Origin of the sequence: Cohnella ginsengisoli, from assembly GCF_029525555.1 — a bacterium.
Taxonomy (GTDB): domain Bacteria; phylum Bacillota; class Bacilli; order Paenibacillales; family Paenibacillaceae; genus Cohnella; species Cohnella ginsengisoli.
The window spans coordinates 477608-501423 of record NZ_JAPDHZ010000002.1 but is presented as its reverse complement, the minus strand read 5'-3'; the positions used below and the strand labels follow the sequence as shown (position 1 = coordinate 501423).

19 protein-coding genes and 2 pseudogenes are annotated in these 23816 nt (G+C 60.0%); 15 read left to right on the top strand and 6 right to left on the bottom strand.

Annotated elements, in window-relative coordinates:
- The first annotated feature begins 130 nt into the window (after positions 1-130).
- Together OMP38_RS02535 and OMP38_RS02530 are read left to right on the top strand one after the other, a co-directional pair.
- Positions 131-3610 carry a PAS domain-containing hybrid sensor histidine kinase/response regulator gene (locus tag OMP38_RS02535; protein ID WP_277563737.1) on the top strand — a complete coding sequence of 1160 codons (3480 nt, stop codon included), beginning with the start codon at positions 131-133 and terminating at the stop codon, positions 3608-3610.
- Between the two features lie 19 nt (positions 3611-3629).
- Positions 3630-3932: a hypothetical protein gene (locus tag OMP38_RS02530; RefSeq protein WP_277563736.1), complete on the top strand. Its 303-nt coding sequence runs from the start codon at positions 3630-3632 to the stop codon at positions 3930-3932.
- 100 nt (positions 3933-4032) lie between these two features.
- Here OMP38_RS02530 and uraA read toward each other — a convergent pair whose 3' ends face one another.
- The gene (gene uraA / locus OMP38_RS02525; protein ID WP_277563735.1) at positions 4033-5331 is read right to left on the bottom strand and encodes a uracil permease; all 1299 of its coding nucleotides are present in this window, start codon (positions 5329-5331) and stop codon (positions 4033-4035) included.
- A gap of 641 nt (positions 5332-5972) precedes the next feature.
- On the opposite strand from uraA, the gene OMP38_RS02520 reads away from it, so the two are divergent.
- Positions 5973-6233 (top strand): hypothetical protein, encoded by a 261-nt coding sequence (locus OMP38_RS02520; protein ID WP_277563734.1) that lies wholly within the window; start codon positions 5973-5975, stop codon positions 6231-6233.
- 56 nt (positions 6234-6289) lie between these two features.
- Positions 6290-7282 (top strand): Gfo/Idh/MocA family protein, encoded by a 993-nt coding sequence (locus OMP38_RS02515; protein WP_277563733.1) that lies wholly within the window; start codon positions 6290-6292, stop codon positions 7280-7282.
- A gap of 268 nt (positions 7283-7550) precedes the next feature.
- Here the strand turns inward: OMP38_RS02515 and OMP38_RS02510 are convergent.
- Positions 7551-9004 (bottom strand): annotated as a pseudogene (locus OMP38_RS02510) (SulP family inorganic anion transporter).
- 244 nt (positions 9005-9248) lie between these two features.
- Here OMP38_RS02510 and gpmA point away from each other — a divergent pair.
- Entirely contained in the window at positions 9249-10031 is a 783-nt protein-coding gene (gene gpmA / locus OMP38_RS02505; protein ID WP_277563732.1) for a 2,3-diphosphoglycerate-dependent phosphoglycerate mutase, read from the top strand.
- 243 nt (positions 10032-10274) lie between these two features.
- On the opposite strand, the gene OMP38_RS02500 is transcribed toward gpmA, so the two are convergent.
- Complete coding sequence (locus tag OMP38_RS02500) at positions 10275-11252, bottom strand: aldo/keto reductase (RefSeq protein ID WP_277563731.1); 978 nt, start codon at positions 11250-11252, stop codon at positions 10275-10277.
- A 222-nt stretch (positions 11253-11474) separates the two neighbouring features.
- Between OMP38_RS02500 and rnhA the strand changes: the two genes are divergently transcribed.
- Entirely contained in the window at positions 11475-12146 is a 672-nt protein-coding gene (gene rnhA / locus OMP38_RS02495; protein WP_277563730.1) for a ribonuclease H, read from the top strand.
- A 101-nt stretch (positions 12147-12247) separates the two neighbouring features.
- Here rnhA and OMP38_RS02490 read toward each other — a convergent pair whose 3' ends face one another.
- Entirely contained in the window at positions 12248-12589 is a 342-nt protein-coding gene (locus OMP38_RS02490) for a hypothetical protein (protein WP_090113218.1), read from the bottom strand.
- Positions 12590-12889: 300 nt separating this feature from the next.
- Between OMP38_RS02490 and OMP38_RS02485 the strand changes: the two are divergent.
- The 3 genes and pseudogenes from OMP38_RS02485 to OMP38_RS02475 all read left to right on the top strand — a co-directional run bounded on the left by OMP38_RS02485 (position 12890) and on the right by OMP38_RS02475 (position 14955).
- Positions 12890-13418 (top strand): annotated as a pseudogene (locus OMP38_RS02485) (YfiT family bacillithiol transferase).
- A gap of 186 nt (positions 13419-13604) precedes the next feature.
- Positions 13605-14285 (top strand): TerC family protein, encoded by a 681-nt coding sequence (locus tag OMP38_RS02480; protein WP_277563729.1) that lies wholly within the window; start codon positions 13605-13607, stop codon positions 14283-14285.
- A gap of 40 nt (positions 14286-14325) precedes the next feature.
- The gene (locus tag OMP38_RS02475) at positions 14326-14955 is read left to right on the top strand and encodes a GTP pyrophosphokinase (protein ID WP_277563728.1); all 630 of its coding nucleotides are present in this window, start codon (positions 14326-14328) and stop codon (positions 14953-14955) included.
- 89 nt (positions 14956-15044) lie between these two features.
- Here OMP38_RS02475 and add read toward each other — a convergent pair whose 3' ends face one another.
- Together add and OMP38_RS02465 are read right to left on the bottom strand one after the other, a co-directional pair.
- On the bottom strand, positions 15045-16088 hold the full coding sequence (gene add, locus OMP38_RS02470; RefSeq protein WP_277563727.1) for an adenosine deaminase: 1044 nt from the start codon (positions 16086-16088) through the stop codon (positions 15045-15047).
- 36 nt (positions 16089-16124) lie between these two features.
- Entirely contained in the window at positions 16125-16520 is a 396-nt protein-coding gene (locus tag OMP38_RS02465; protein ID WP_277563726.1) for a DnaJ family domain-containing protein, read from the bottom strand.
- Between the two features lie 343 nt (positions 16521-16863).
- On the opposite strand from OMP38_RS02465, the gene OMP38_RS02460 reads away from it, so the two are divergent.
- From OMP38_RS02460 to OMP38_RS02435, 6 genes are all read left to right on the top strand, one after another.
- Positions 16864-17790, top strand: a complete 927-nt coding sequence (locus OMP38_RS02460) for a nucleoside hydrolase (protein ID WP_277565144.1) — start codon at positions 16864-16866, stop codon at positions 17788-17790.
- Between the two features lie 112 nt (positions 17791-17902).
- Positions 17903-19045: a BMP family lipoprotein gene (locus OMP38_RS02455; protein WP_277563725.1), complete on the top strand. Its 1143-nt coding sequence runs from the start codon at positions 17903-17905 to the stop codon at positions 19043-19045.
- Positions 19046-19148: 103 nt separating this feature from the next.
- Positions 19149-20690, top strand: a complete 1542-nt coding sequence (locus OMP38_RS02450) for an ABC transporter ATP-binding protein (protein ID WP_277563724.1) — start codon at positions 19149-19151, stop codon at positions 20688-20690.
- Positions 20687-21769 carry an ABC transporter permease gene (locus OMP38_RS02445; protein WP_277563723.1) on the top strand — a complete coding sequence of 361 codons (1083 nt, stop codon included), beginning with the start codon at positions 20687-20689 and terminating at the stop codon, positions 21767-21769. Before OMP38_RS02450 ends, OMP38_RS02445 begins: the two co-directional genes overlap by 4 nt.
- Before the next feature lie 5 nt (positions 21770-21774).
- Entirely contained in the window at positions 21775-22734 is a 960-nt protein-coding gene (locus OMP38_RS02440; RefSeq protein ID WP_277563722.1) for an ABC transporter permease, read from the top strand.
- Positions 22735-22875: 141 nt separating this feature from the next.
- Positions 22876-23814, top strand: coding sequence for an RluA family pseudouridine synthase (locus tag OMP38_RS02435; RefSeq protein ID WP_277563721.1), 939 nt, complete (start codon positions 22876-22878; stop codon positions 23812-23814).
- Positions 23815-23816 lie beyond the last annotated feature (2 nt).

Below are 23816 nucleotides of genomic sequence, written 5' to 3'. Positions count from 1 at the left end.
GAGAAGATGCGATTCGGGCTGCGATGAATTGCGTTGCGTATTCGCCGCGGGCGCATGTTATAATTTTATCAAAAATTCGCCAACCGGCTCGCATTGGCAGGCGATTCACTCAGAACTTGGAGGCTCGCGGATGACATCCCCTTTGGATTACGGCATCATCTTCCAGCAAGCCAGCAATTTTTCGATCAACGGCTTTGCCGTCATTTCGGCATCCGACGATACGCTTCTCAAGCTGAATCCGGCATTGTGCGATATGCTGGGCTACCGCGAAGAGGAGCTGATCGGGGTGCCTTTTCCCGATATTACCGATCGCGATCCGAATCGTCCGTCCTTCTACCGGGCGGCGGCTGACAGATGCAAGGCGCATAGCGGCCATATGGAAGAGATCGAGAAGCGTCTTCTTCATAAACAAGGGCGCACCGTTTGGGTGCGCATGCGCTTGTCGTCCGTCAGGGACCCCGAGACCGGCGAGGCGCTGTATTTGTGCGCGGAAATGCTGGACATCACCAATCTTAAGACCGAACGGATTCCCGTCCTGGACAACCGTCACCTGTACATGCTCCTCACCCGCAATTCGCACGATCTCGTATCGATAAGCTCGCTCGAAGGCGAGCTGCTCTATATCTCGCCGTCCTGCCTGGACGTGCTCGGATACACGCCAGAAGAAATGACCCGCAAACTGAGGCAAAATTACTATCATCCGGACGATGCGCGCGAGATGAGCCAACCGGGCCAGCTATACTCGAACGATCAGTTTTTTCTTCGGCGCGTCCGCCGCAAGGACGGCCGTTATCTCTGGTTCGAAGTATGGTCCCAAGTCATTTGGGACGAGACGGAGCAGGCGGACAGGGTGTTGTCCGTCGCACGCGACGTGAGCGACCGCAAGCAATACGAGGACAAGCTGGACGAAGCGCAGCGGATCGCCAAGATGGGCACGTACGAGATCGATCTCGCCAGCGACGTCATTACGCTGTCCAAGGGGGCGAGGCGCGTCCTCGGCCTGCCGGAGAGCTTCGAATCGGGCAGCATCGATTCCGCCATGGCGAACATACCGGAGGAGGATCGTCAGCGAATCCACAGCCATCTGGATCAAGTATCCGCCGATACGCTAAAAGATTCGGTCGTCTACCGTCTTTTCCTTCCCGACGGTTCGACGCGTTTTCTCGAAGGCACCTGGGAAGTGCTTGACGTCGATTCCAAGCAACCGATGCGCCTGCTTGGCACGGTCCAGGACATTACCGAACGCAGGCAGTTCGAGCAGCGGCTGCAGGAGAGCGAGCAGCGCTACAAGTCGCTTTTCGAATACAATCAGTCCGCCGTATACTCGATGAATCTCAAGGGCGAATATTTGACGGCCAATCCGAATTTGGAAAAACTGACGGGATACACGCTCGAGGAATTGATCGGGATGTACTACGGACCGCTCGTGCCGCCCCGCTACGAGGCCAAGACTGCGCATCACTTCGCGCTGGCGGCGCGAGGCGAAGCGCAGAATTACGAGATCACGATAATCCGCAAAGACGGGCGCGAGATCGATACCAACGTGTCGAACATCCCGATCGTCGTAGACGGCGAGGTCGTCGGCGTGTACGGCATCTCGATCGATATTACCGCCCGCAAGCGCGCCGAAGAGAAGCTCATGGAAAGCGAGAGCCGGTACAGGTGTCTGTTCGACCTGAACAACACCCCCATTTGCTCCATTGATTCGACGGGCCGCTTCATCAAAATCAACCCCGCGATGGAGCAGCTGACCGGCTACGACCTGGAGGAGCTTCGCGAGCTGTCGTTCGCGCCGCTAACGTATCCGGAAGATCTGGACAAGCTGACCGAGCATGTCAATCGGGCGTTCCAAGGGAAGCCGCAGACGTACGAGGCGCGCCTCATCCGCAAGGGCGGGGACATCCTCGCGCTCAGCATCACGAACGTGCCGATCGTCGTGAACGGCGAGACGGTCGGCATATACGGCATCGCGACAGACATTACGGCTGCGAAGCAGCATACAGAGCGCGTTTACAAGCTGAACGAGGAGCATACCCGGATCTTGAACTCCGTCACCGAGGGAATCTTCGGGCTGGACGAGGAAGGGAACTTTACCTTCATCAATCAGTCGGGCGCCTTGATGCTCGGCTTGCGGGAGGATCGTCTGCCCGACGTATCCGCGCTGCGCTATCTGCTTCAGACCGGGATGGACGGGCAAAGCTACTGGGACGACGAATCCCCGTTGATTCTGGCGCTTCGGGAAGGGCGCGCGTACCATGACAAGGACGCGGTTTTTTGGAAAAGCAACGGTACGAGCTTCTTGGCGGACTATCGAATCTCGCCGACATACGAGGACGGCGTACCCAAAGGCGCCGTCGTCGTCTTCCGGGACGTGACCGGCGAAAAGGAGATCATCGAGGCGAAGGAAAGAGCGGAGAGCGCGGACCGGGCCAAGTCCGAGTTCCTGTCGGTGATGAGCCACGAGCTTCGGACGCCGATGAACGGCGTCATCGGCATGACGGGGCTGCTGCTCGATACCGAGCTGTCGGAAGAACAGCGCGGCTATGCGGAGGTCATCGGCCGGAGCGGCGAGTCGCTGATGCATATCCTGAACGAGATTCTGGACTTCAGCAAGATCGAAGCGGGCAAGCTCGTGCTTCATTATGAGCCGATCTCGGTGCGGGATACGGCCAGCGAAGCGCTTGAGCTGTTCAGGGCGCAGGCCGCGGACAAAAAAATCGAGCTCGGTCTCCGGTTCGAAGGGGATGTGCCTGAGCTGATGTTCGGCGACCCGGTACGGCTGCGGCAGGTACTCGTCAACTTGATGAGCAATGCCGTCAAGTTCACGGAGACGGGGTCGGTGTACTTGTACGTTCGGGGGATGCCGACGAGGAACAAGGAATCCATGCTAGTCGAATTCGCGGTGCAGGACACCGGGATCGGCATTCCGAAGGACAAGCAGAACATGCTGTTCCAAGCGTTCTCCCAATTGCACTCCGGCACCAATCGCAAGTATGGCGGAACCGGACTCGGGCTGTCCATCTGCAAAAAGCTGGTCGAGCTCATGGGCGGCTCGATCGGATTCGATACGATCGAGGGGCAAGGCTCGACGTTCCGGTTCACGCTGTCCTCGCAGGCGCAGCCCGAGCATGCGGATGCGGCCGCAAAGGACGGAACGCACGTTGCCGCGGATCGGACGGACGCGACGGAGGGACAAAGCGAGCCGCGCTTCGGGCCGATGCGGATTCTGGTGGCGGAGGACCACGCGGTGAACCAGCAGATCATCCGGGCCATGCTGAACAAGCTGGGCTATGAGCCGACGATCGCGGCGGACGGGCAAGCCGCGGTCACCGCGGCGATCGCGCAGCCGTTCGACCTGGTGCTGATGGACGTGCAGATGCCGGCGATGGACGGCTTGCAGGCAGCGGCGAAGATCAAGGAGCTGCTCCCTGAGCATCGTCGCCCGGTCATCGTCGCGCTGACGGCGTTCGCGCGTCAGGAAGACCGGGCGGCATGCCTGGCCGCGGGCATGAACGATTTTTTGAGCAAGCCGACCCGCCCTGCGGAAATTCAGGAGCTGCTGTTCAAATGGTCGGAGGACATTCGGGCGAGACGCTCGCGCCGCGGATAGAAGAAGGAGGAAAAGGAGCATGGCGTTCGGGGTCAAACGCGAAGAACTCGAAGCCTGGAAGCGGAGGGTGGCCGAAGGCGAGATCGCTTATTTAACGCATTATTGGTTCGAGCCCCGGTTCCCCGGCGTCAAGACGATCACGAAGGTAGGCTGCGCGGACCTGCTCAAGCTGGCCGACTGGTGCGAACGGCATGGCTTGAACCCGGCTTACATTCATGCGCGCAGACCCTTCCCGCACTTCGACCTGATCGGCGACAAGCAATCCGAGATTTTGCGGCTGGAGGGACAATGGGAGCAGTTGGCGCGCTTCGGCATGACCTGAATACAGAAAACCCGCCAAAAGCTTGCATTCTGATTCGTCTCCAATAAAAACGTCTCGCGATCCTTAAAGGACGGCGAGACGTTTTTACTTGCGATTCGTTCTAATGCGAGCCTTCCTTCTCGTTCGACCAGCCGAGCAACTCGAACAGCTTGAACAGCAGGCTCATCGCGATCGCGACGACGGTGGCGAGCGCCATGCCCGACAGCGAGAAATCGCCGGCCGTAATCTTGACGCCCGACAGCCCGGTAACGAGCACGATCGTCGTGAGGAACAGATTGACCGGCTTGCTGTAGTCGACCTTCGATTCGACGAGCATCCGCAGGCCCGAGGCGGCGATGACCCCGAACAGCAAGAGCGATACGCCGCCCATGACGGCAGGCGGAATTGCCGCGATGAGCGCGGACAGCTTGCCGAAGAAGGAGAGCACGATCGCGATGACGGCGGCGCCGCCGATGACGAAGGTGGAGTAGACGCGCGTAATGGCGAGCACGCCGATATTTTCGCCGTAGGTCGTATTGGGCGTCGATCCGGCGAAGGCGGACAGAATCGTCGAGATACCGTTGCCGAGCATCGAGCGGTTCAGGCCCGGGTCCTTGGACAGGTCCTTGCCGACGATGTTGCCGTTGACGATCAGGTGGCCGATGTGCTCGACGACGACGACGAGGGCGGCGGGCACGATCGTGAGGACGGCCGACCATTCGAACGAAGGCGCGGTAAACGTCGGCGACGCCAGCCAGCCCGCGCTTTTCACGCCGGCGAAATCGGTCAGCCCGACCAGCCCGGACAGGACGTAGCCGGCGACGATGCCGAACAGGATCGGGATGATCTTCATGAAGCCGCGAAACAGCACGGAGCCGAGGACGGTAACGAGGAGCGTGAACACGCTCACGCCGATGACGGTGCCGTCCGGCGACCAATCGGGGCCGTCCGTCGACTGCGGGATCCAGCCGGCCATGCCGGCTGCGACGGGAATAAGCTCGAGGCCGATGACGGCGACGATCGCGCCCATCGCTGCGGGCGGGAAGACGACGTCGATCCAGCTCGTGCCGGCGAACTGGACGATCAGGGCGACGACCACGAAGACGACGCCTGCCGCCAGGAATCCGCCGAGCGCCGCCGCATAGCCGTCGCCGTGATCGGCGTAGGTGCCGATGACCGCGCCGGCCGGCGCGATAAAGGCAAAGCTGGAGCCGAGGTAAGCGGGGATCTTTCCCTGGCAGATGAAAATGTACAGCAGCGTGCCGATCCCGTTCATCAATAAGCAGATGGCGGGGTCTACGCCGAGCAAATTCGGCACGAGCACCGTGGAGCCGAACATGGCGAATAGATGCTGCAGGCTGAGCATGAGGCTTTGGCCCAGCGGAGGCCGTTCGTGAATGCCGATTTCATGCCTCGTCAATGGTTGCTAACCTCCAATATGCTGCGAATATGTATAAATCCTTTGTCGATTCTATACAGTTCATTCCGTTTTGACAAGCGAAGTTTCGACATTTTCGGAAATGCCTGCGCACCGCCCGCTTCCGCGTTCGCTGCGTTCCTCATATCTTATCGGGAGACGGACGACACGCATGCGGAAGAGAGGAGCTTCGCGATGATCGACACGAGGAAAGCAAGGGAAATCAGAAGCCGCCTTGAGGCGCGAAACGAAGCGCGAAGGCATGGACGGAGCCGCCCGTTATTGCTGCGAGGGTCGGTCTGCGGCGGACGGCGCGAAGGGGCCTGCCGGAGCGGCGATCAAACGGAAGCGATTCGCGGCGTAGCCCGTGCGCTGCTGCTGTCCGCGCGCGCCATGCTGCCCTTTTACCGATCGGTCGCCACGAACGGCCGGTATGCGTATCGCTGGTCGCGCAGCGTCGTCGGGCTGCGGTTAGACGATATGAAGCGGCAGCTGCGGGAAGCCTCGCCGCTCGCCGGACGGCTAGAACAAGGTATCGGAACCAACGGCATCGGCTATTTTATCGATTTTCCGTCGCCGGGCACGCAGGATGCATACGCTACGGGCATAACGATTCCCCCCCGGGCAGCGTCCAGTTTTACTTCGTGCCAGGCGCGCACCGGGCGGTCGCGGCGGCGCTTCTGCCTTTTGTCAGCGCGCTCGCGGCGGATCGGGGGTACGCCATCGTGCTGGCGTCCGCGATGGCGCGCGGCGACCGAAGGGCCGTATCCGCGCTTGTGCGCCGCAGCGTTCGCTCGGGCGATTTGCGCGCCGTCGATGGCTCGCCCGGTTATCTCGCCCTCGATTTCAAGCCCGCCGGCTCGAAGTACGCGTACCGGAACTTGTTTTTCCGCGAAGGCTTGTGATCTAATTAGAACGTTACCCGTTATCCTATACCAACTGCGCAAGGAGCCATATACTCATGACGGTAAGATTCGGACTGGTCGGCACGAATTGGATCACGGATAGGCTGCTCTCGGCGGCGAAGGAAGCTGAAGGCTTCGAAGCGGCGGCGGTCTGCTCGCGCTCGCTGGAACGCGCGGAGGCTTATGCCGCGAAGCACGGCATCCCGCATGCTTTCGACGATATGGAGGCGATGGCGGCAAGCGGCTTGATCGATGCCGTCTACATCGCGACGCCGAACGTCTTTCATGCGGAGCAATCGATGCTTTTCATGCGTCGCGGCATCCACGTGCTCTGCGAAAAGCCGGTCGCTTCGAACGGCGCGGAAGCCCGGCGTATGATCGAGGAAGCGCGCAAGCACGGCGTGCTGCTCATGGAGGCGATGAAGCCGACGTTTATGCCGAGCTTCAAGGCCATCGGGCGGGCGCTGCCTTCGATCGGCAAGGTGCGGCGATATGTCGGCAACTACGGGCAATACTCTTCGCGCTATGACGCCTACCGCGCGGGAACGGTGCTGAACGCGTTTAATCCGTCGTTGTCGAACGGAGCCTTGATGGATCTGGGCATCTACTGCCTGTACCCGGCGATCTACTGGTTCGGCAAGCCGTTGGCCGTTAAAGCTAGCGGCGTGATGCTTGAATCCGGCGCCGACGGCGAGGGCAGCCTGCTGCTGCGGTACGCCGACATGGAGGCGGTGGCGATGTACTCCAAAATCACCAATTCGTACGCGCCGAGCGAGATCCAGGGGGAAGAGGGAAGCATCCTGATCGATCAGATCAGCCAGCCGGAGCGCGTACGCATCCGTTACCGGGACGGCCGCGAAGAGGAGCTGTCCGCGCCGCAATCCGAGCATACGATGTTATACGAGCTGCAGGAATTCGTGAACCTCGTTCGGGAGGGCAGGACGGAATCCGAGATCAATACGCACGAGCGGATGGCCGTGGTCCTCGACGTCATGGACGAGGCGAGGCGGCAGATCGGCATCGTCTATCCGGCGGATTCGCTAATTTGATGGGCATTGAGCGGTAATGGTGAAAGCGTCGGCCGAGACCGGCGCTTTTTTCGTTGTCCGGCTCCCCTATCGATGCTTCCGCCCGACCGGTATGATTTGGGCATATCGCAGCTGCCTAGGACCGATTCCAAAGCGGGCGGCTATGACTATATGCTTTTTCTCGCGCAAGCCTTTCCCTCCCGGAGAAATACCGGATGAAGCAAAAAAGACCGCCCTCTGGCGGTGTTTTTGCGTTCGGGCGCGATTGGAATGGGCAGCGGCATCGACGCTAGCTCGCGCGCGTCGCGCCGGATAGTCCCGAGCGCTCCAGCAGCCGGCGGCTGTCTTCGTTCAATCCGACGATCAGCACCGTTTTGCCGTTCTGCTCGTACTTGTCGACCGCCTTCGCGATCGCCGTGACGGCTGAGTGATCCCAAACGTGAGAGGCCGAGAAATCAATCGTGATCTTCAAAGGATCTGCCTTGTAATCAAACAAGTTCACGAAGTGGTTCACGTGCCGAAGAAGAGTTGGCCTGCGATCCGGTATACTTTGCGACCGTCCGAGTCCGAATCCGTATGCGCTTTGATCTGGGCGGAGCGCCATCCGAAATAGACGGCGCTGAGCACGACGCCCGCGAGTACGCCAAACGCGAGATTGGACGTGGCGACGACGATGCCGACGGTCACGACCATGATCAGGGCGTCGCTGCGCGGAATCTTGGCTAGTGTCGTCAGCGATCGCCAGTCGAAAGTGCCGATCGACACCATGATCATGACGCCGACGAGCGCGGCCATCGGAATCTCGCGGACGACGTCGCCCAGAACGAGGATCAAAAACAGCAGGAATACGCCCGCCACGAACGTCGAGAGCCGCGAACGACCGCCGGATTTGACGTTGATGACCGTCTGTCCGATCATGGCGCAGCCGGCCATGCCGCCGAACAAGCCGGAGACGACGTTCGCGATCCCTTGTCCGCGAACCTCGCGGTTTTTGTCGCTCTTCGTCTCCGTCAACTCGTCGACGATCGTCGCGGTCATGAGCGATTCGGTCAAGCCGACGACCGCGAGCGCGAGCGAGATCGGCACGATGCGCCAGATCGCCGCGAAGGTGAAGTCGATGTCCGGGAAATGAAAGAGCGGCAGCTTCTGCGTGATCGGCCCCATGTCGCCGACCGTCCGCAGATCGAGGCCGAGGCTGACCGACACGATCGTCATGACGATGATGGCGACGAGGGCGGAAGGCACGGCTTTGGTCAGCAGCGGGAACAAGTAAATGATCGCGAGCGTACACGCCACCATCGCGTACATCTGCCAGTTCGCGCCTTCGAAGTTCGGCAGCTGCGCCACGAAGATGATGATCGCCAGCGCGTTGACGAAGCCGGTCACGACGGAATGGGGGATAAAGGTGATGAACCGCCCGAACCGCAAAAGTCCCATGATGAATTGGATGGCGCCGGTCAGCAGCGCGGCGGCATAAATATATTCGATGCCGTACTTGGCGACGATCGGCCCCATAAGGGAAGCCATAGCGCCGGTCGCGGCGGAGATCATGCCGGGACGGCCGCCGACGATCGAGATCGTCACGGCGATGCAGAAGGAGGCGTACAAGCCGACCATCGGGTCGACGCCGGCCAAGATCGAGAAGGCGATCGCTTCCGGTATGAGCGCAAAAGCGACCGTCAACCCGGACAGAATGTCTCTGCGCGCGTTGAAGAACCAGTTGCTTTTCAATTTTTGCAACAACAAAAAAACTCCTCTCGAAGTTGAACGAATGCGCCGGGATCGTTAATGCGGTGCCGTACCGATCGCGGTCTATTCCGTTCTAAAATGTCGTTTGTATGGGGCTTTCCTCTCTCGGAAAAGCCGGGGCCGATTGTCGTCCGGTTCATTATACATGCTCCGGTTCGATTTGAATACCCTGGGCGAATGTCCTCGTCGAAGGATTGCGGTTATAATACGAGAAGCGAGTGGAAACGGAGGGAATGGGATGAAGATCGTATTCGTGAGGCACGGTCAGAGCGAATACAACCTGGAAAACCGGTTCACGGGCTGGACCGATTCGGATCTGTCCGAACAGGGGCTCAAGGAAGCCCGGCGGGCGGGACAGGTGCTGCGCGCGAACGGATTCGCCTTTGACGCCGCCTTCTCGTCGGTGCTGACGCGGGCGATTCGGACGATGGGCATCATTCTGGACGAGCTCGACCAGCTCTGGATCCCGGTCTCCAAGAGCTGGCGGCTCAACGAACGGCATTACGGCGCGCTGCAGGGCCTCAACAAAGCGGAGACGGCGGCGCGCTACGGCGCCGACCAGGTGCTGCTCTGGCGCAGGTCCGTGAGCGAGCGCCCGCCTGCGCTCGAGCGGGACGACGAAAGGTATGCGGGCGACGATCCCCGTTATAAAGACATCGACGGCGACGTTCCGCTGACGGAAAATCTGGACGACACGGCGGACCGCGTGCTCGTCTATTGGGAGAAAAAAATCTTGCCCCAGCTGTCGGCGGGGCGCAAGCTGCTGCTCTGCGCGCACGGCAACACGCTGCGGGCGCTGATCCGGTACCTGGACGATCTGCCCGAGGACGGCGTCGTCAACCTCAACATTCCGACGGCGATACCGCTCGTCTACGAGTTCGGCGACGATATGAAGCCCGTCCGGCATTACTATCTTGGCGAAGACGGACCGCTGCCGCCCGGCGAGATCCCGCACAAAATCTCGCCCGATCCTGCGCAGGATATGCCGGCGAAGGGCGAGGGGCATCACGAAGGGACATAATCGACTATTTTAACGAGCAATCGTGTCCGTATCGCGCAAAAGTACATCATTAAGCTGGGATGCTAGTGGGAAGTGCTCGTCTATCGTGCCAATGTGCATCATCCATGTTCGTCAGTGGCCGTTTTTCGCTATAATCGACGACGGATGATGCATTTTTGCGCGATATTCCCTTGAAAAATCGCCATCGGCTGACTTTCCTGCACATTTGCGCGATACGCGGCCGCGGTAGCTGGGTTTGCAAGTTTATGACAAGCGATATACGGCGAACGGGCTGCCATGCCGGAAATCGTCGCTGATCCGGTCCAGCCTGTCAAGCGTCTCCTCTGTCAGGCGAAGGGCATCCGCCTCCAGGTTGGCGCGAAGCTGCTCGGGCCGGGTCGCGCCGGCGATGACCGTGGCGACGGCGGGGCGGGCGAGCAGCCAGGCGATCGCGAGCGCCGCCGGCTGTACGCCGAGCTCGCCAGCCAGCGCGGCGACCTGCCGGCCGAGCTCGTCCGCCCGTCCGCCGAGGAACCGGCGGAACGAAGGATCCGTGTCCGCGCGCGAACCTTCCGGCGCCGCATCGCCGTATGCGCCGTATTTGCCGGTCAGAATGCCGCCCGCGAGCGGGAAGTACGGGATGAGCCCGACGCCTTGGTCGAGGCATAGCGGGATGAGCTCGGTCTCGGGCGTGCGATCGGCGAGCGAATAGCTGGCCTGCGTGCAGACGAAGCGCTCGAACCCGCGCCGCTCGCTGACGCCGAGCGCCTTCATGAGCTCCCAGGCTGCATAATTGGACGCGCCGATATAACGCACCTTGCCTGCCGCGATCAAGTCGTCCAGCGTTCGCAGCGTCTCCTCCAGCGGCGTCGCCGGATCGAACGTATGGATCTGGTATAGATCCACGTAATCCGTCTTCAGCCTCCTCAGGCTGCCCTCCAGCTCCCGTTGAAGATGGAAGCGGGACGAGCCTCTGTCGTTCGGGCCTTGGCCCATCGGCAGCCCCGCCTTGGTGGCCAATACCGCTTCGTGACGCCTTCCCGCCAGCGCCTCCCCGATGATCGTCTCCGACTGCGTCCCCGCATAGATGTTGGCCGTGTCCAGCATATTGATGCCGCTGTCCAGCGCCTCATGAACGATCCGGATCGACGTCTCCCGGTCGGACCGTTTTCCGAACGCGTTCGTGCCGAGTCCGATCGCCGATACTTGAAGCCCGCTTTGACCTAATGAACGATATTGCACCCTAAATCCTCCTTCTAATAAAACACCTCTTGATCTAAGATTGTCTCATGCTAACGACTGCCGATCAACCGAGTGACGCGACGGGCGCGCGATCCTTGCTTGTGGCCGTTTTTCACATCGGGCCGGGCGGCAAGGATTTATTTGCGCGGCTATTATGTTAAAATCAAAGCTTGAACGCGGGGCCGCGCGCTCGGCGCGCAGGCTGCATGGAGGAAAAAGGACATGGCAGGCAAATATTACGTCGTCTGGGAAGGCGGCGCGCCCGGCATCTACGATTCTTGGCCGGCGTGCCAGGCGCAAGTATCCGGACGCAAGGACGCGAAGTACAAATCATACGCGAACAAGCAAGAGGCGGAGCGGGCCTACCGGGAAGGCTGGAAAAAGCATTGGGGACAAGGCGGCGCGAAGGGGTCGTCAGCCTCCGCGTCCAAATCCGCAGGAGCGGCGCAAAAGCTGCCGCTATCGCCGGAGCAGGCCGAGCGCGAGATCGACTTCGACAGCGTCTCGGTCGACGTCGGCACGCGGGGCAATCCGGGTCCGGTCGAGTACAGGGGCGTGGATACGCGGACCGGGGACGTTTTGTTTTCGGTGGGACCGATCTCCAAGGGGACGAACAATTTGGGCGAATTTCTCGCGATCGTGCATGCGCTTGCCTATCTGAAGCGGCAGGGGAGCGCGAAGACGATTTACAGCGACTCGCGCACGGCGCTGAAGTGGCTTAGGCAAAAGGAAGTCGAGACGACACTGGCGCGGGACGCCTCGACTGCCGAGATCTGGGAGCTCGTCGACCGCGCGCTCAGCTGGCTCCGCATGAACGCATACCCGAACAAAGTGCTCAAATGGGAGACGGAGCGCTGGGGGGAAGTCAAAGCGGATTACGGCCGGAAAGGCTGACGGAATCGTCAATCGCCTGGCTAAGGGTCTAAATGATCCAGCGTGCATACAAAAAAAGGCCTTCCGCTGCAGAACCGCTCTGCGGATGGCCTTTTGTCCGTTCAGACGCTGATGCGAAGTCCCTGAAGCTGGGAGATGCCTTGGCGGATGAGGTGCTGCTTGCGCTTCGGGACGGGTAGCATATGGTTCAAAGCGGGACCGTCGCCGAAGTATACGGCATTGTCCGTCACGTAGGTGATCTTGGCGACGTTGACGTAGCAGTCCGAGGTGATCCGGACGAAAAGCGCGTCTCTCGTCAAAGCTTCCGCCTGCTCGGCCGTCATTCGTTTTTTTATCGTATAGTTGCGGCCGTGACAACAAATTTGCCCTTGGGCGCCGATGCGGAAGAAGTAGCAATCGTTTCTCGGTTCGAACTGATCGTATAAATTCATCGCTGCATCCATCTTTTCGTATCCCCCTGTCATCGAAAGTTTGGGTGGTAGCGCTTTCATTATAACGCATGGGACTTTGTCTTGGCTAGCGTTATTTTGTGAAATCGCACATGTTTTTTTGGATTTTTTCACGTTGTCGGCCGAAAGCCGGCGAGACTGCGGTTGGGGGCAGGATCGAAAGGCCGATTGCCGCCTCATTTGACCAAGCCCGCAGCGACACGGTCGAAGCGCATCGGCACGCGGTAACGTGCGGAGCGGCTGGCGAGATGTGCTATACTGGAAAAAACGACGCAAGACAGGAGCGAAAGAAAAATGAACGATTTGCGTTATCCGATCGGCAAGTTCGCATTCGATGGCGACATTTCCCCCCGAGCAGCGCAGACAGTGGATCCAGGACATCGCAGCGCTGCCTGACCTGCTGTCCGAAGCGGTCCGCGGGCTGGACGATACGCAGCTCGATACGCCATACCGGGAAGGCGGATGGAAGGTCCGGCAGGTCGTGCATCATATCGGAGACAGCCATATGAACAGCCTGACGCGGTTCAAGCTGGCGCTCACCGAAGACCGTCCGACGATCAAGCCATACGAGGAGCAGCTGTGGGCGGAGCTCGCCGACTCGCGCGATTTGCCGATCGCGCCTTCGCTCGCGCTCATCGCGGCCGTTCACGTGCGTTGGACCGCGCTGCTGGCGTCGCTCACGGACGAGCAGTTCGCCCGCGATTTCTACCATCCGGGCAGCGGGGAGACGACCCGTCTCGATCGTTGTCTCGGCATGTACGTATGGCACGGCAAGCATCATACCGCGCACATTGAACGGCTGAGAGACCGCATGGGCTGGTGAGTCCCGGCGAGGACCGATTCGACGATCGACTGAAGGACGGCGGACAAGCCCGGTCCCTCATGGGGGCGGGTTTGTTCGCGTGCCCCCAATTCGGGTAAAATGGTAACTTGAGGCGTAAATAAGGCCGGCTGCTTGGCTCGCCTAGGCGCATGCGGCACGGTTCGAATCGGACAAGGAGCGCGCAACATGGGAAGCGACTGGCTGTTTGCATTGCTGGATATGATTCTGATCAACATCGTCCTGAGCGGCGACAATGCGGTCGTCATCGCGATGGCGAGCAAAAATTTGGATCCGGCGCATCAGAAAAAAGCGATATTTTGGGGGACGTTCGGCGCGGTGGCACTCCGAATCGTGCTGACGTTCGCCGCGGTAACGCTGCTTCGGATCCCGCTGGTACAGGCGTGCGGCGGCGTGCTGCTGCTGTTCATCGCGTGGAAGCTGCTGAACGAGGATTCGCACGAAGAAGAGATCGAGGCGAAGCCCACGCTCGGCGGCGCGATCCGGACGATCGTCATCGCGGATCTCGTCATGAGCCTCGACAACGTCGTAGCCGTCGCTGGCGCGGCTCACGGCAACTTCACGCTTATCGTCATCGGACTTGCGATCAGCGTCCCGCTGATCATCTGGTGCAGTCAATTCCTGACCAAGCTGATGACGCGGTTTCCGCCGCTCGTATGGGTGGGGGCCGGCTTGCTCGGTTATTCCGCGGGCGAAATGCTGGCAGGCGATCCCTGGGTCGGCGATTATATGGACGAGGCCGCTCCGGCGCTGCCCGAGATTCTGCCGATTCTGCTTGGTGTGCTTTTTCTCGCATACGGGGCGCTGTCGTTTTGGCGCGCGCGGCGCGTTTGGCGGCACAAGCATTAATTTTAAGCTCTGCGAACACGTTTAAGGGAGACAGACGAAGATGGCCATCGATCCGAGCAGCATGCGGGAATGGGGCAAGATGCTGCTGACATACAAGTTCGCGCTCGACGAAGTCAGCACGAAGCTGAATATTTTGAACGAGGAATTGCACTTCATTCAGAACTATAACCCGATCGAGCATATGAAAACGCGCATCAAGTCGCCAGAGAGCATCCGGGACAAGCTGATCCGCAAAGGGCTCGCGGTGACGATCGACAACGCGGTGAACCATATCCGCGATATTTCGGGCATTCGGGTCATCTGCTCTTTTTCAACCGATATTTATCGCATGTACGAGATGATCAGCAAGCAGCAGGACGTTACCGTGCTCGAAGTCAAAGATTACGTGGCGAATCCGAAGCCGAACGGCTACCAGAGCCTGCACTTGATCATCCTGGTGCCGGTGTTCCTGACCGACCGGATGGAGCAGGTGCCCGTCGAGATCCAGATCCGCACGATCGCCATGGATTTTTGGGCGAGCCTCGAGCACAAGATCTATTACAAATTCAACGCGCAGGTGCCGCACGAGATCGGCCTGCAGCTGAAAGATACGGCAGACCTGATCGCTTCGCTGGACAAGCGCATGTTCGCGCTGAACGAAGAGGTGCAAAAATACCGTTTAGACGAATAGACGGGAAGAGTCGCGGGGAAGCATGACTATAATGAGGCGCCAAAAGTCCGGTCCCTGTCGAGGGGCCGGATTTTTGGCGGTTACGGCGTTTAATCCTCGCGAGAGACGTCTATCATCAAGCGTTCGACGAGCTCGTCGAAGCGCGCCAGCAGCCGTTCCTTGACGGGCGGCTCGGCGAACGCCGCCAGCAGCGCACCGCGCATGAGGTCCGCCAGCTCGTGAGGCGCGAAGCCGAAGCGCGTCGCGATCGCCTCGCATTCGCGCGTCATATCGGTGCTGGACACGGTCGGATTGTCCGTGTTGACGGTGACGTAGACGCCGGCGTCGTAGTAGCTGCGGATCGGGTAATCGTCCCACGACGCGATCGCCTTCGTCTGAACGTTGCTCGTCGGACATAGCTCGAGCGGGATGCGCCGGTCCCGGATCCAATCCAGCAGCTCGGGGTCCTCCCGCAGCCGGATGCCATGGCCGATGCGCGTCGCGCCCAGCCCCTCCACGGCTTCGCGGACATTGAAAGGGCCGGCCGCTTCGCCCGCATGAATCGTGATGGGGATGCCGGCTTCGATGGCGGCGGCGAACGTGGCGCGGAATTGGTCCGCGGGATGAGAGGCTTCGTCGCCGGCCAAATCGACCGCCACAACGCCTTGGTCCCGCCGGGCGATGGCGGCGCGGATGACGGGCAGGTTGATCGCTTCGTCCTGATGCCGCATGCAAATGACGATGAGTCGGGCGACGACGCCGTAGGCCGCCTCTCCGCGCTTAAGGCCCTCCAGCACGGCGGCGATAGCGTCGTCGGGCGTCATGCCTTCGTTCGTATGGAGCGCGGGCGCGAACCGGACTTCTATATAAAGGCAATTGCGCGCGGCCGACTGCTCGACCGTCTCTTCGGCGACGCGCGAGAGGGCGGCCGCATCCTGCAGCAGCGGGAGAACGAAGCCGAACTTTTCCAAATACGTTTTCAGGCTGTCGCAGTTCTCGTCGACCTGCATGAAGGGCAGGAGATCCTCCGGCCGGTCCGCGGGCAGCGGATAGCCGCGGCGCTCCGCCAGTTCGAGCAGCGTGGCGGGCTTCACGCATCCGTCCAGATGCAGGTGCAGATCCGCCTTCGGCAGCGCTTCGAGCCAGTTGTCCATCCCGATCTCTCCTGTCGTGTATCTTAATTGGCGCCGTCAAGGCGCTTTATCGGCATCCGCGCGCGTCAGCTTGGCATAGACCGCATCCGCGTATTGTTCGTAGGCGTCTTGCTGCGTCCAGCCGCGTTCGTTCATCATGAGCCTGTAGCGCAGCCGCTTTTCCGACAGTTCGCCCTTCAGCTTCGCCGATTGTGCCGGATCCCGGCAAGCTTCGAGCAGATCGGACAACGATACGAGATCCTTGCGGATCTGCAGTTCTTCGGGCAGCGCGCCCGCGTTTTTAAGCAGCTTGTAGGAAAGGCGAAGCTCCTCGGGCACGCCCGCCAGGTCGTCTTCGGGCAGCGGCTTTCCCTGGCCGGACAATCCGTCGAACTGTCCCGATTTTTCGGCTTCGCGTATTTTTTGCTCGGCAATGGAGACAATCCAATTCATCTGCCCACCGTCCTTTGCTTGTGTTATTATAGCATTGTATCAGGGTTAAACGGTTGATTGAAGGTTGAGACGCAAGGAATCGCTTTAAGTTTGTCAGTAAAGTTAACATAGCTGCAAGCTTTTAAACCGGAAATACCGAGCGGATTAGACAAGTTTTGTCGCCGGAGACGAATTTTCGAGTCGGATTTCAGCCTGATTCACAAAGCAAGTGCTAGGGTAAAGGGTATTTTCGATTGGGTCTGGCGTTTGTGTGATTAATGGGTTATAAAAGATTACAGGACATTCGTTCAAATCGGAATGCAAAAAAGGTTCAACGAAGGATGGTCGAACGTTGAGAGTTTATATGAATCATGACGGCGGCGGCGACGATTTCGTCGCGCTGCTCCTGCTGCTCCGCATGCCGGACGTACAGTTGACGGGCGTCTCGGTCATCGGGGCCGACGGCTATCTCGAGCCTTCCATACAAGCCAGCCGGAAGATTATCGACCGGTTCGGCGGGGAGAGGCGCGAAGGGTTGGATCTTTCACGTTCCGATTCGCGCGGCAAAAATCCGTTTCCTGCGGCCTGGCGTATCATGTCTTATTATGTTGACGCCTTCCCGATTCTAAACGAAGCGGAAGCCGTCCTGACGCCGGTCTCGGACAAGCCCGCGCATCTTCATCTCATCGATCGCGTACGCGAGGGCGAAGGGAAAACGACGCTCGTCTTCACGGGGCCGCTCACGGATCTCGCCCGCGCGCTCGACGAAGCGCCCGATATCGAAGCGCGTATCGATCGCGTCGTATGGATGGGCGGGACGTTCTTGCCGAAGGGCAACGTCGAGGAGCCGGAGCATGACGGCACGGCCGAATGGAACGCGTTCTGGGACCCCGAAGGGACGGCTCGCGTATGGGCGAGCGGGCTTCGGATTGATATGGTCGCGCTGGAGAGCACGAACCAGGTGCCGCTGACGCTTGTGGCCAGGGACGCTTGGGCCAAGCTCCGCAGGCACGAGGCGATCGACTTCGTCGGCCAGTGCTACGCCCTTGTGCCGCCGCTCATTTTCCATGCGACCAATTCGACTTACTATTTATGGGACGTGCTTACCGCGGCTTATGTCGGCAAGCCCGATCTGGTCAAGGTCAAGACGGTGAACAGCATCGTCAGAACAGACGGCGCGGCGCAGGGACGGACGGAGTTGTCGGAGAGCGGCAGGCCGGTTAACTTGATTTACGACGTCGACCGCGACGGCTTCTTCGCTTACATGACCGAACTGCTGAAGCAAGACTAATTTCGGCTACCGCGGCTCGCGGCCCCGTTTCGCCGGCTCTTACAGCGGTTCCGGAGCGGCCCTCGCGCCGTAGATGCAAATACAAGTATGAGAGACGGGGAGAGAATCAAGCATGAAAAAGAGCACGATGAAACCGCTTAGCCTGATGCTGGTCGCCATGTTGGCGATGCTGCTGGTGCTGTCCGGCTGCGGAAGCAAGAACAACAATAGCGAAGGCGGTTCGAGCGCCAGCGCCAGCGCGTCGGCTTCCGAATCCGCCAGCCCGAGCGCTTCGGCCAGCGAGTCCGCATCGCCTTCGGCTTCCGCGTCCGCCAGCGAATCCGCGGCTCCTGCCGACGGCAAGGGCAAGAAGATCGGCATGGTAACCGACCTTGGCGGCGTCAACGACAAGTCGTTTAACCAACAGGCCTGGGAATCCCTGCAGAAGATCGCGAAGGATACGGGCGCAGAGACGAAGTATCAAGAGAGCAAAAAGGACAGCGACTACATTCCGCTCCTGACGAAGTTCGTCAAAGACGGCTATGACCTGACTTGGGGCATCGGCTTCCTGTTCGCTGACGCGGCTACGACCGTCGCTTCCGCCAACCCGGAATCGAAGCTCGCGCTCATCGACACGACGCCGACCAAGGAGCTGCCGAACGTCGAGTCCGTCCTGTTCAAGGAAAACGAAGGTTCCTTCCTCGTTGGCGTCGTCGCGGGTCTCACGACGAAGACGAACAAGATCGGTTTCGTCGGCGGCATGGAGCTGCCGGTCATCAAGAAGTTCGAAGCGGGCTTCAAAGCCGGCGTCGCGGCCGTCAACCCGAACGCGACGATCGAAGTGAATTATGTCGGCGACTTCAGCAAGCCGGACCAAGGCAAGTTGGCCGCGGCCACGATGTACGACGGCGGCGCGGACATCATCTTCCACGCGGCCGGCGGCTCCGGCAACGGCGTGTTCAATGAAGCGAAGGATCGCTTCAAGGCCGGCAAAAAAGTTTGGGTCATCGGCGTCGACAAAGACCAATCGATCGAATTCGGCAACGACGTGACTTTGACTTCGATGGTCAAAAAGGTCGACGAAGCCGTATACCGCGTATCCAACGACCTGCTCGCCGGCAACTTCCACGGCGGCCAGACGGTCGAGCTCGGTCTTGCCGAAGGCGGCGTCGGTCTGCCTGTCGAAAACCCGAACGTCTCCAAGGAGATCCTCGACAAGGTCGAAGATTACAAGAACAAGATCATCAGCGGAGAAATCAAGGTTCCGACGGAATAATTCCGCGCTGCACGGAATCTCCGCAAGGGCAAGGCCGCTTTCGCGAGCCTTGTCCTTTCTTCCGTTTTAACGCTTTTGATATGGGGACAGGAGCTGATATGAGATGGAGCAAGCGGTACCGGTGGTCGAGCTTAGGGGCATCACCAAGCGGTTTCCCGGCATCGTCGCCAACGACGCCATCAGCCTGGAGCTGCGCAAGGGCGAGATCCACGCGCTGCTCGGGGAAAACGGCGCCGGCAAATCGACGCTGATGAGCATTTTATTCGGCTTGTATCAGCCTGACGAGGGCGAAATCCGCGTAAACGGCAAGCCGCAGGCGATCGACGGACCCGGCAAAGCGATCGAGCTCGGCATCGGGATGGTTCACCAGCACTTCAAATTGGTCCAGCCGTTCACGGTCGCCGAGAACATCGTGCTCGGCATCGAGCCCTCCAAGGGACTGTCCATCAACTATCGGCAGGCGAACGCAAAGGTCAAGGAGCTGTCCGAACGCTATGGGCTCATGGTCGAGCCGACGGTCAAGGTCGAGAATATCACGGTCGGCATGCAGCAGCGCGTCGAGATTTTGAAAACCCTCTATCGCGGCGCAGAAATTTTAATTTTCGACGAACCGACCGCGGTATTGACCGTGCAGGAGATTCACGAGCTGATGCAAATTTTGAAACGGCTTGCGAACGAAGGGAAATCCATCATTTTGATCACCCACAAGCTCAAGGAAATTATGGAAGTGTCCGACCGCGTGACGATCATTCGCAGAGGCAAGGTCGTCGGCACCGTGAATACGGCGGAGACCAGCGAGAGCGAGCTCGCCGAGAAAATGGTCGGCAGGCGCGTGTCGCTCGACAAGCCGAAGGAAGCTGCGAAGCCGGGCGAGATGGTACTTGAGCTGTCGGACGTCACGGTCGCGGGCGCCGATAAAGGCAAGCCAGTCGTCGACGGTGTGTCCTTTAACATTCGGGCGGGCGAGATCGTGGGCATCGCCGGCGTCGACGGGAACGGACAGCACGAGCTGGTGGAAGCGCTCACGGGCATGCGAGCGGTGCAGAGCGGCAGCATTCGGCTGAACGGCAGGGACATTACGCAGGCTTCAATCAAAAACCGGATCGAAGCGGGCATGTCGAACATTCCCGAGGATCGTCAGAAGCACGGACTCGTGCTCGATTTTAGCGTCAGCGAAAACTTAATCCTGGGATCCCCCGAGCAAGAACGGTTTTTCAAGGGCGGCTTCCTGAACAAATCCGAAATCGACCGGCACGCCGCGAAGCTGATCGAAGCTTACGACGTGCGGACGCCGGATATTCATAACAAGACGCGCTCGCTCTCCGGCGGCAACCAGCAGAAGGCGATCATCGCGCGGGAGATGGAACGCGACCCGCAGCTGCTCATCGCCGTTCAGCCGACGCGGGGGCTCGATATCGGCGCGATCTCGTTCGTACACGACCGGCTCCTGCAGGCAAGGGCCGAAGGCAAGGCCGTTCTGCTGATCTCCTACGAGCTGGACGAGCTTCACCGGCTTTCGGACCGCATCCAGGTGATCTTCGACGGCCGAATCATGGGCGAGGTCGATCCCGAAAAGGCGGCAGACGATGAGATCGGTCTCATGATGGCGGGCAAAATGCAGGCTGGCAAAGGAGCGTCGGCATGAATAAAGCGGCTGAAATCTTCAATAAACCGTCCACCTACATCCCGTTTATCGCGATCGTGCTCGGATTGCTGTGCGGCGGGATCGTCATGTGGATCGGCGGCTACGACCCGTTCGCGGCATACGGCGCGCTTTGGAAAACGGTATTCGGCACCAAATACGACTTCGGAGAGACGATCGTCGCCATCACGCCGATCCTGTTCACGGGCCTCGCCGTCGGCTTCGCCTTCCGTGCCGGCATCTTCAACATCGGCGCGGACGGCCAATACATCATCGGCATGACGGCTGCGACGTTCATCGGCCTAAAAGTGCACCTGCCCGCATTCATTCACGCCCCGCTGGCGCTGATCGTCGGCATGCTGTGCGGCGCGCTCTGGGGCGCGCTGGTCGGCTGGCTCAAGGCCTACCGCGGCGTAAACGAGGTCATCTCGGCCATCATGCTGAACTGGATCGCGCTGTATTTGTCCAACTACATTCTCCGCGATTTTCTCGTCAAAAAGGGCGAGCAAAAGACGCCGAACATCGACGATACCGCCTCGCTGTCCATCGGCTGGCTCCAGAACTTCATGGAGGGCGCGCGCATGGACTGGGGCATCTGGATCGGCCTGCTCTGCGTCGTCATCTTCTACGTGCTGCTGTGGCGCACGAAGCAGGGCTACGAGCTGCGCGCCGTCGGGCACAACGCCGATGCCGCCAAAGCCGCGGGCATCAACATCAAGGCCAGCTTCATCAAGACGATGATGATCTCGGGCGCGTTCGCAGGACTTGGCGGCGTCTTCTCGGTACTCGGCGTTTTCCACTATCAGGTCGTACAAGCCGCGTCCGCGGGCTACGGCTTCGACGGCATCGCCGTCGCGCTGCTCGGCGGCAACCATCCGATCGGCATCCTGCTCGGCGCGATCCTGTTCGGCGGACTTACCTATGGATCTGCGGGGATGAACTTCGAAGCCGACGTACCGTCGGAGATCGTACGAATCGTCATCGGCAGCATCATCTTCTTCGTCGCCTCTCACGGCCTGATCCGCACCGTGATTCAGCCGTTGTTCAAAAAACGCAAATCGCGCGAGCGGAAGGGGGGCTGACATGAATGGGAACGTTGGCTGATCTAATCAGTTCTACGCTTGTCTTTTCCGTCGCGCTCATCTTCGCCGCGCTCGGCGGCGTGTTCAGCGAACGGTCGGGCGTGTTCAACATCGGTCTCGAGGGCATGATGACCGCCGGTGCGTTCGGCGCCGCGATCGCAAGCTATTATATGGAGACGGACGGAGGCGCGACGACTTCCTCGCCTTGGGTCGGACTGATCGCGGGCGTCTTTTGCGGACTCGTATTCGCGCTGCTGCACGCCTATGCGACCGTGTCGCTCAAAGCCGATCAGACGATCGTCGGCGTCGTCATTAACATTCTCGCGGTCGCCGTCACGTTGTATCTGGTGAAAATCATCTTCGAGGGAGCGGGCGACACCGCGCAGCTCGAGCAAGTATTCGCCAAGTGGCCGATTCCGCTGCTGTCGGATATTCCGTTTCTCGGCAGAGCGTTTTTCAACAGCTACCCGACGACGTACATCGCATACATCCTCGTGCCGCTCAGTTCGTATTTGCTGTTCAGGACGCCGTTCGGACTGCGCTTGCGTTCGGTCGGCGAACATCCGGGCGCCGCGGACACGGTCGGCATCAGCGTCACCAAATACCGCTATATCGGCGTATTGATCAGCGGCGCGCTCGCGGGTCTCGGCGGCGCGACGATTACGCTCACGACTACGAGCAACTTTTCGCATAGCACGATCTCGGGCCAGGGCTTCATCGCCATCGCCGCGCTGATCTTCGGTCGCTGGAATCCGTACGGCGTATTCGGCGCCGCCTTCTTCTTCGGCATGGCGCAGGCGCTGCGGAACTTCCTGACCCGGTTCGAATTTTCCCAATCGATTCCGACCGAGTTCCTCTACATGCTGCCTTACGTGCTGACCCTGATCGTACTCGCCGGCGCGGTCGGCAAGTCGGTCCGCGGACCGGCGGCCGCCGGAGAACCATACGATCCGTCGAAGCGTTAGCCATCCCGCATTTCTTAAAGGCCGTTCGAATCCACTTGGATCCGGCGGCTTTTTTTTGTTGATCGACGCAGAAATCAGGTATAATCGGCAATAACGACCGCATGAATGATCGATTGAATTGAAGCTAGGAGCGAACACTGAATGATTAATCGCAAGGTTACTCCCTCGGAGAGCGGCAAGCGCCTGCACCGCTTTCTCCGCAACCTGCTGCCGAACGTCCCGCTCGGTCAGATCTACAAGATGATCGACTCGGGCAAGGTCCGGGTAAACGGCAAGCGCAAAAAGCAGGACTACGAGCTGGCTGCGGGCGACGAGCTGGCGATCTATATGGAAGAAGAGCAATACAAGGAAGCTTCGATCGGGCAGCAAAAGACGAAGTACGTCGGCGTCAACGCCGACATTCACGTCGTCTACGAAGACGATCAGCTGCTCGTCGCGCTGAAGCCCGCGGGCATGCTCACGCATCCGGATCAGACGGATCAGAGGGACACCCTGATCAACCGCGTGCATGCGTACTTGTACCGCAAAGGGGAGCTCGACAGCCCGATGTTCATGCCCGCGACGGCCAACAGGCTCGATCGCAATACGAGCGGTCTTGTGCTCGTCGGCAAGACGGCGGGCATGCTGCATCAGCTCAATCAGTGGATCCAGAAGCACGAGCTGCAAAAGTATTACGTGACGATCGTCGAAGGTAGGCTCGAAGGCGAAGGCGAGCTGACGGACGAGCTCGTGCGAGACGAAAAGCGCAATCGCACGCGGGTCGCGTCGGCAGCGAGCGCCGCCGACGAAAAGCGGTTGTCCGCGACGACGCGATACCGGGCGCTCTCCCAGGGCGATGGCTACAGTCTGGTCGAGATCGAGCTCGTCAGCGGACGCACGCATCAGATCCGCACGCACTTCCAGAGCATCGGCCATCCGCTGCTCGGAGACGTGAAGTACGGCGGGAAAATATTTGCGGGCATCAACCATCAGCTGCTGCACGCTTGGCGAGTCGTGCTGCCGGACGGACGCGAGTTACTCGCGCCGGCGCCTCCGATATTGAAGCGAACGGCGGACAAGCTGCGGCTCGAGGGCATCTGAAG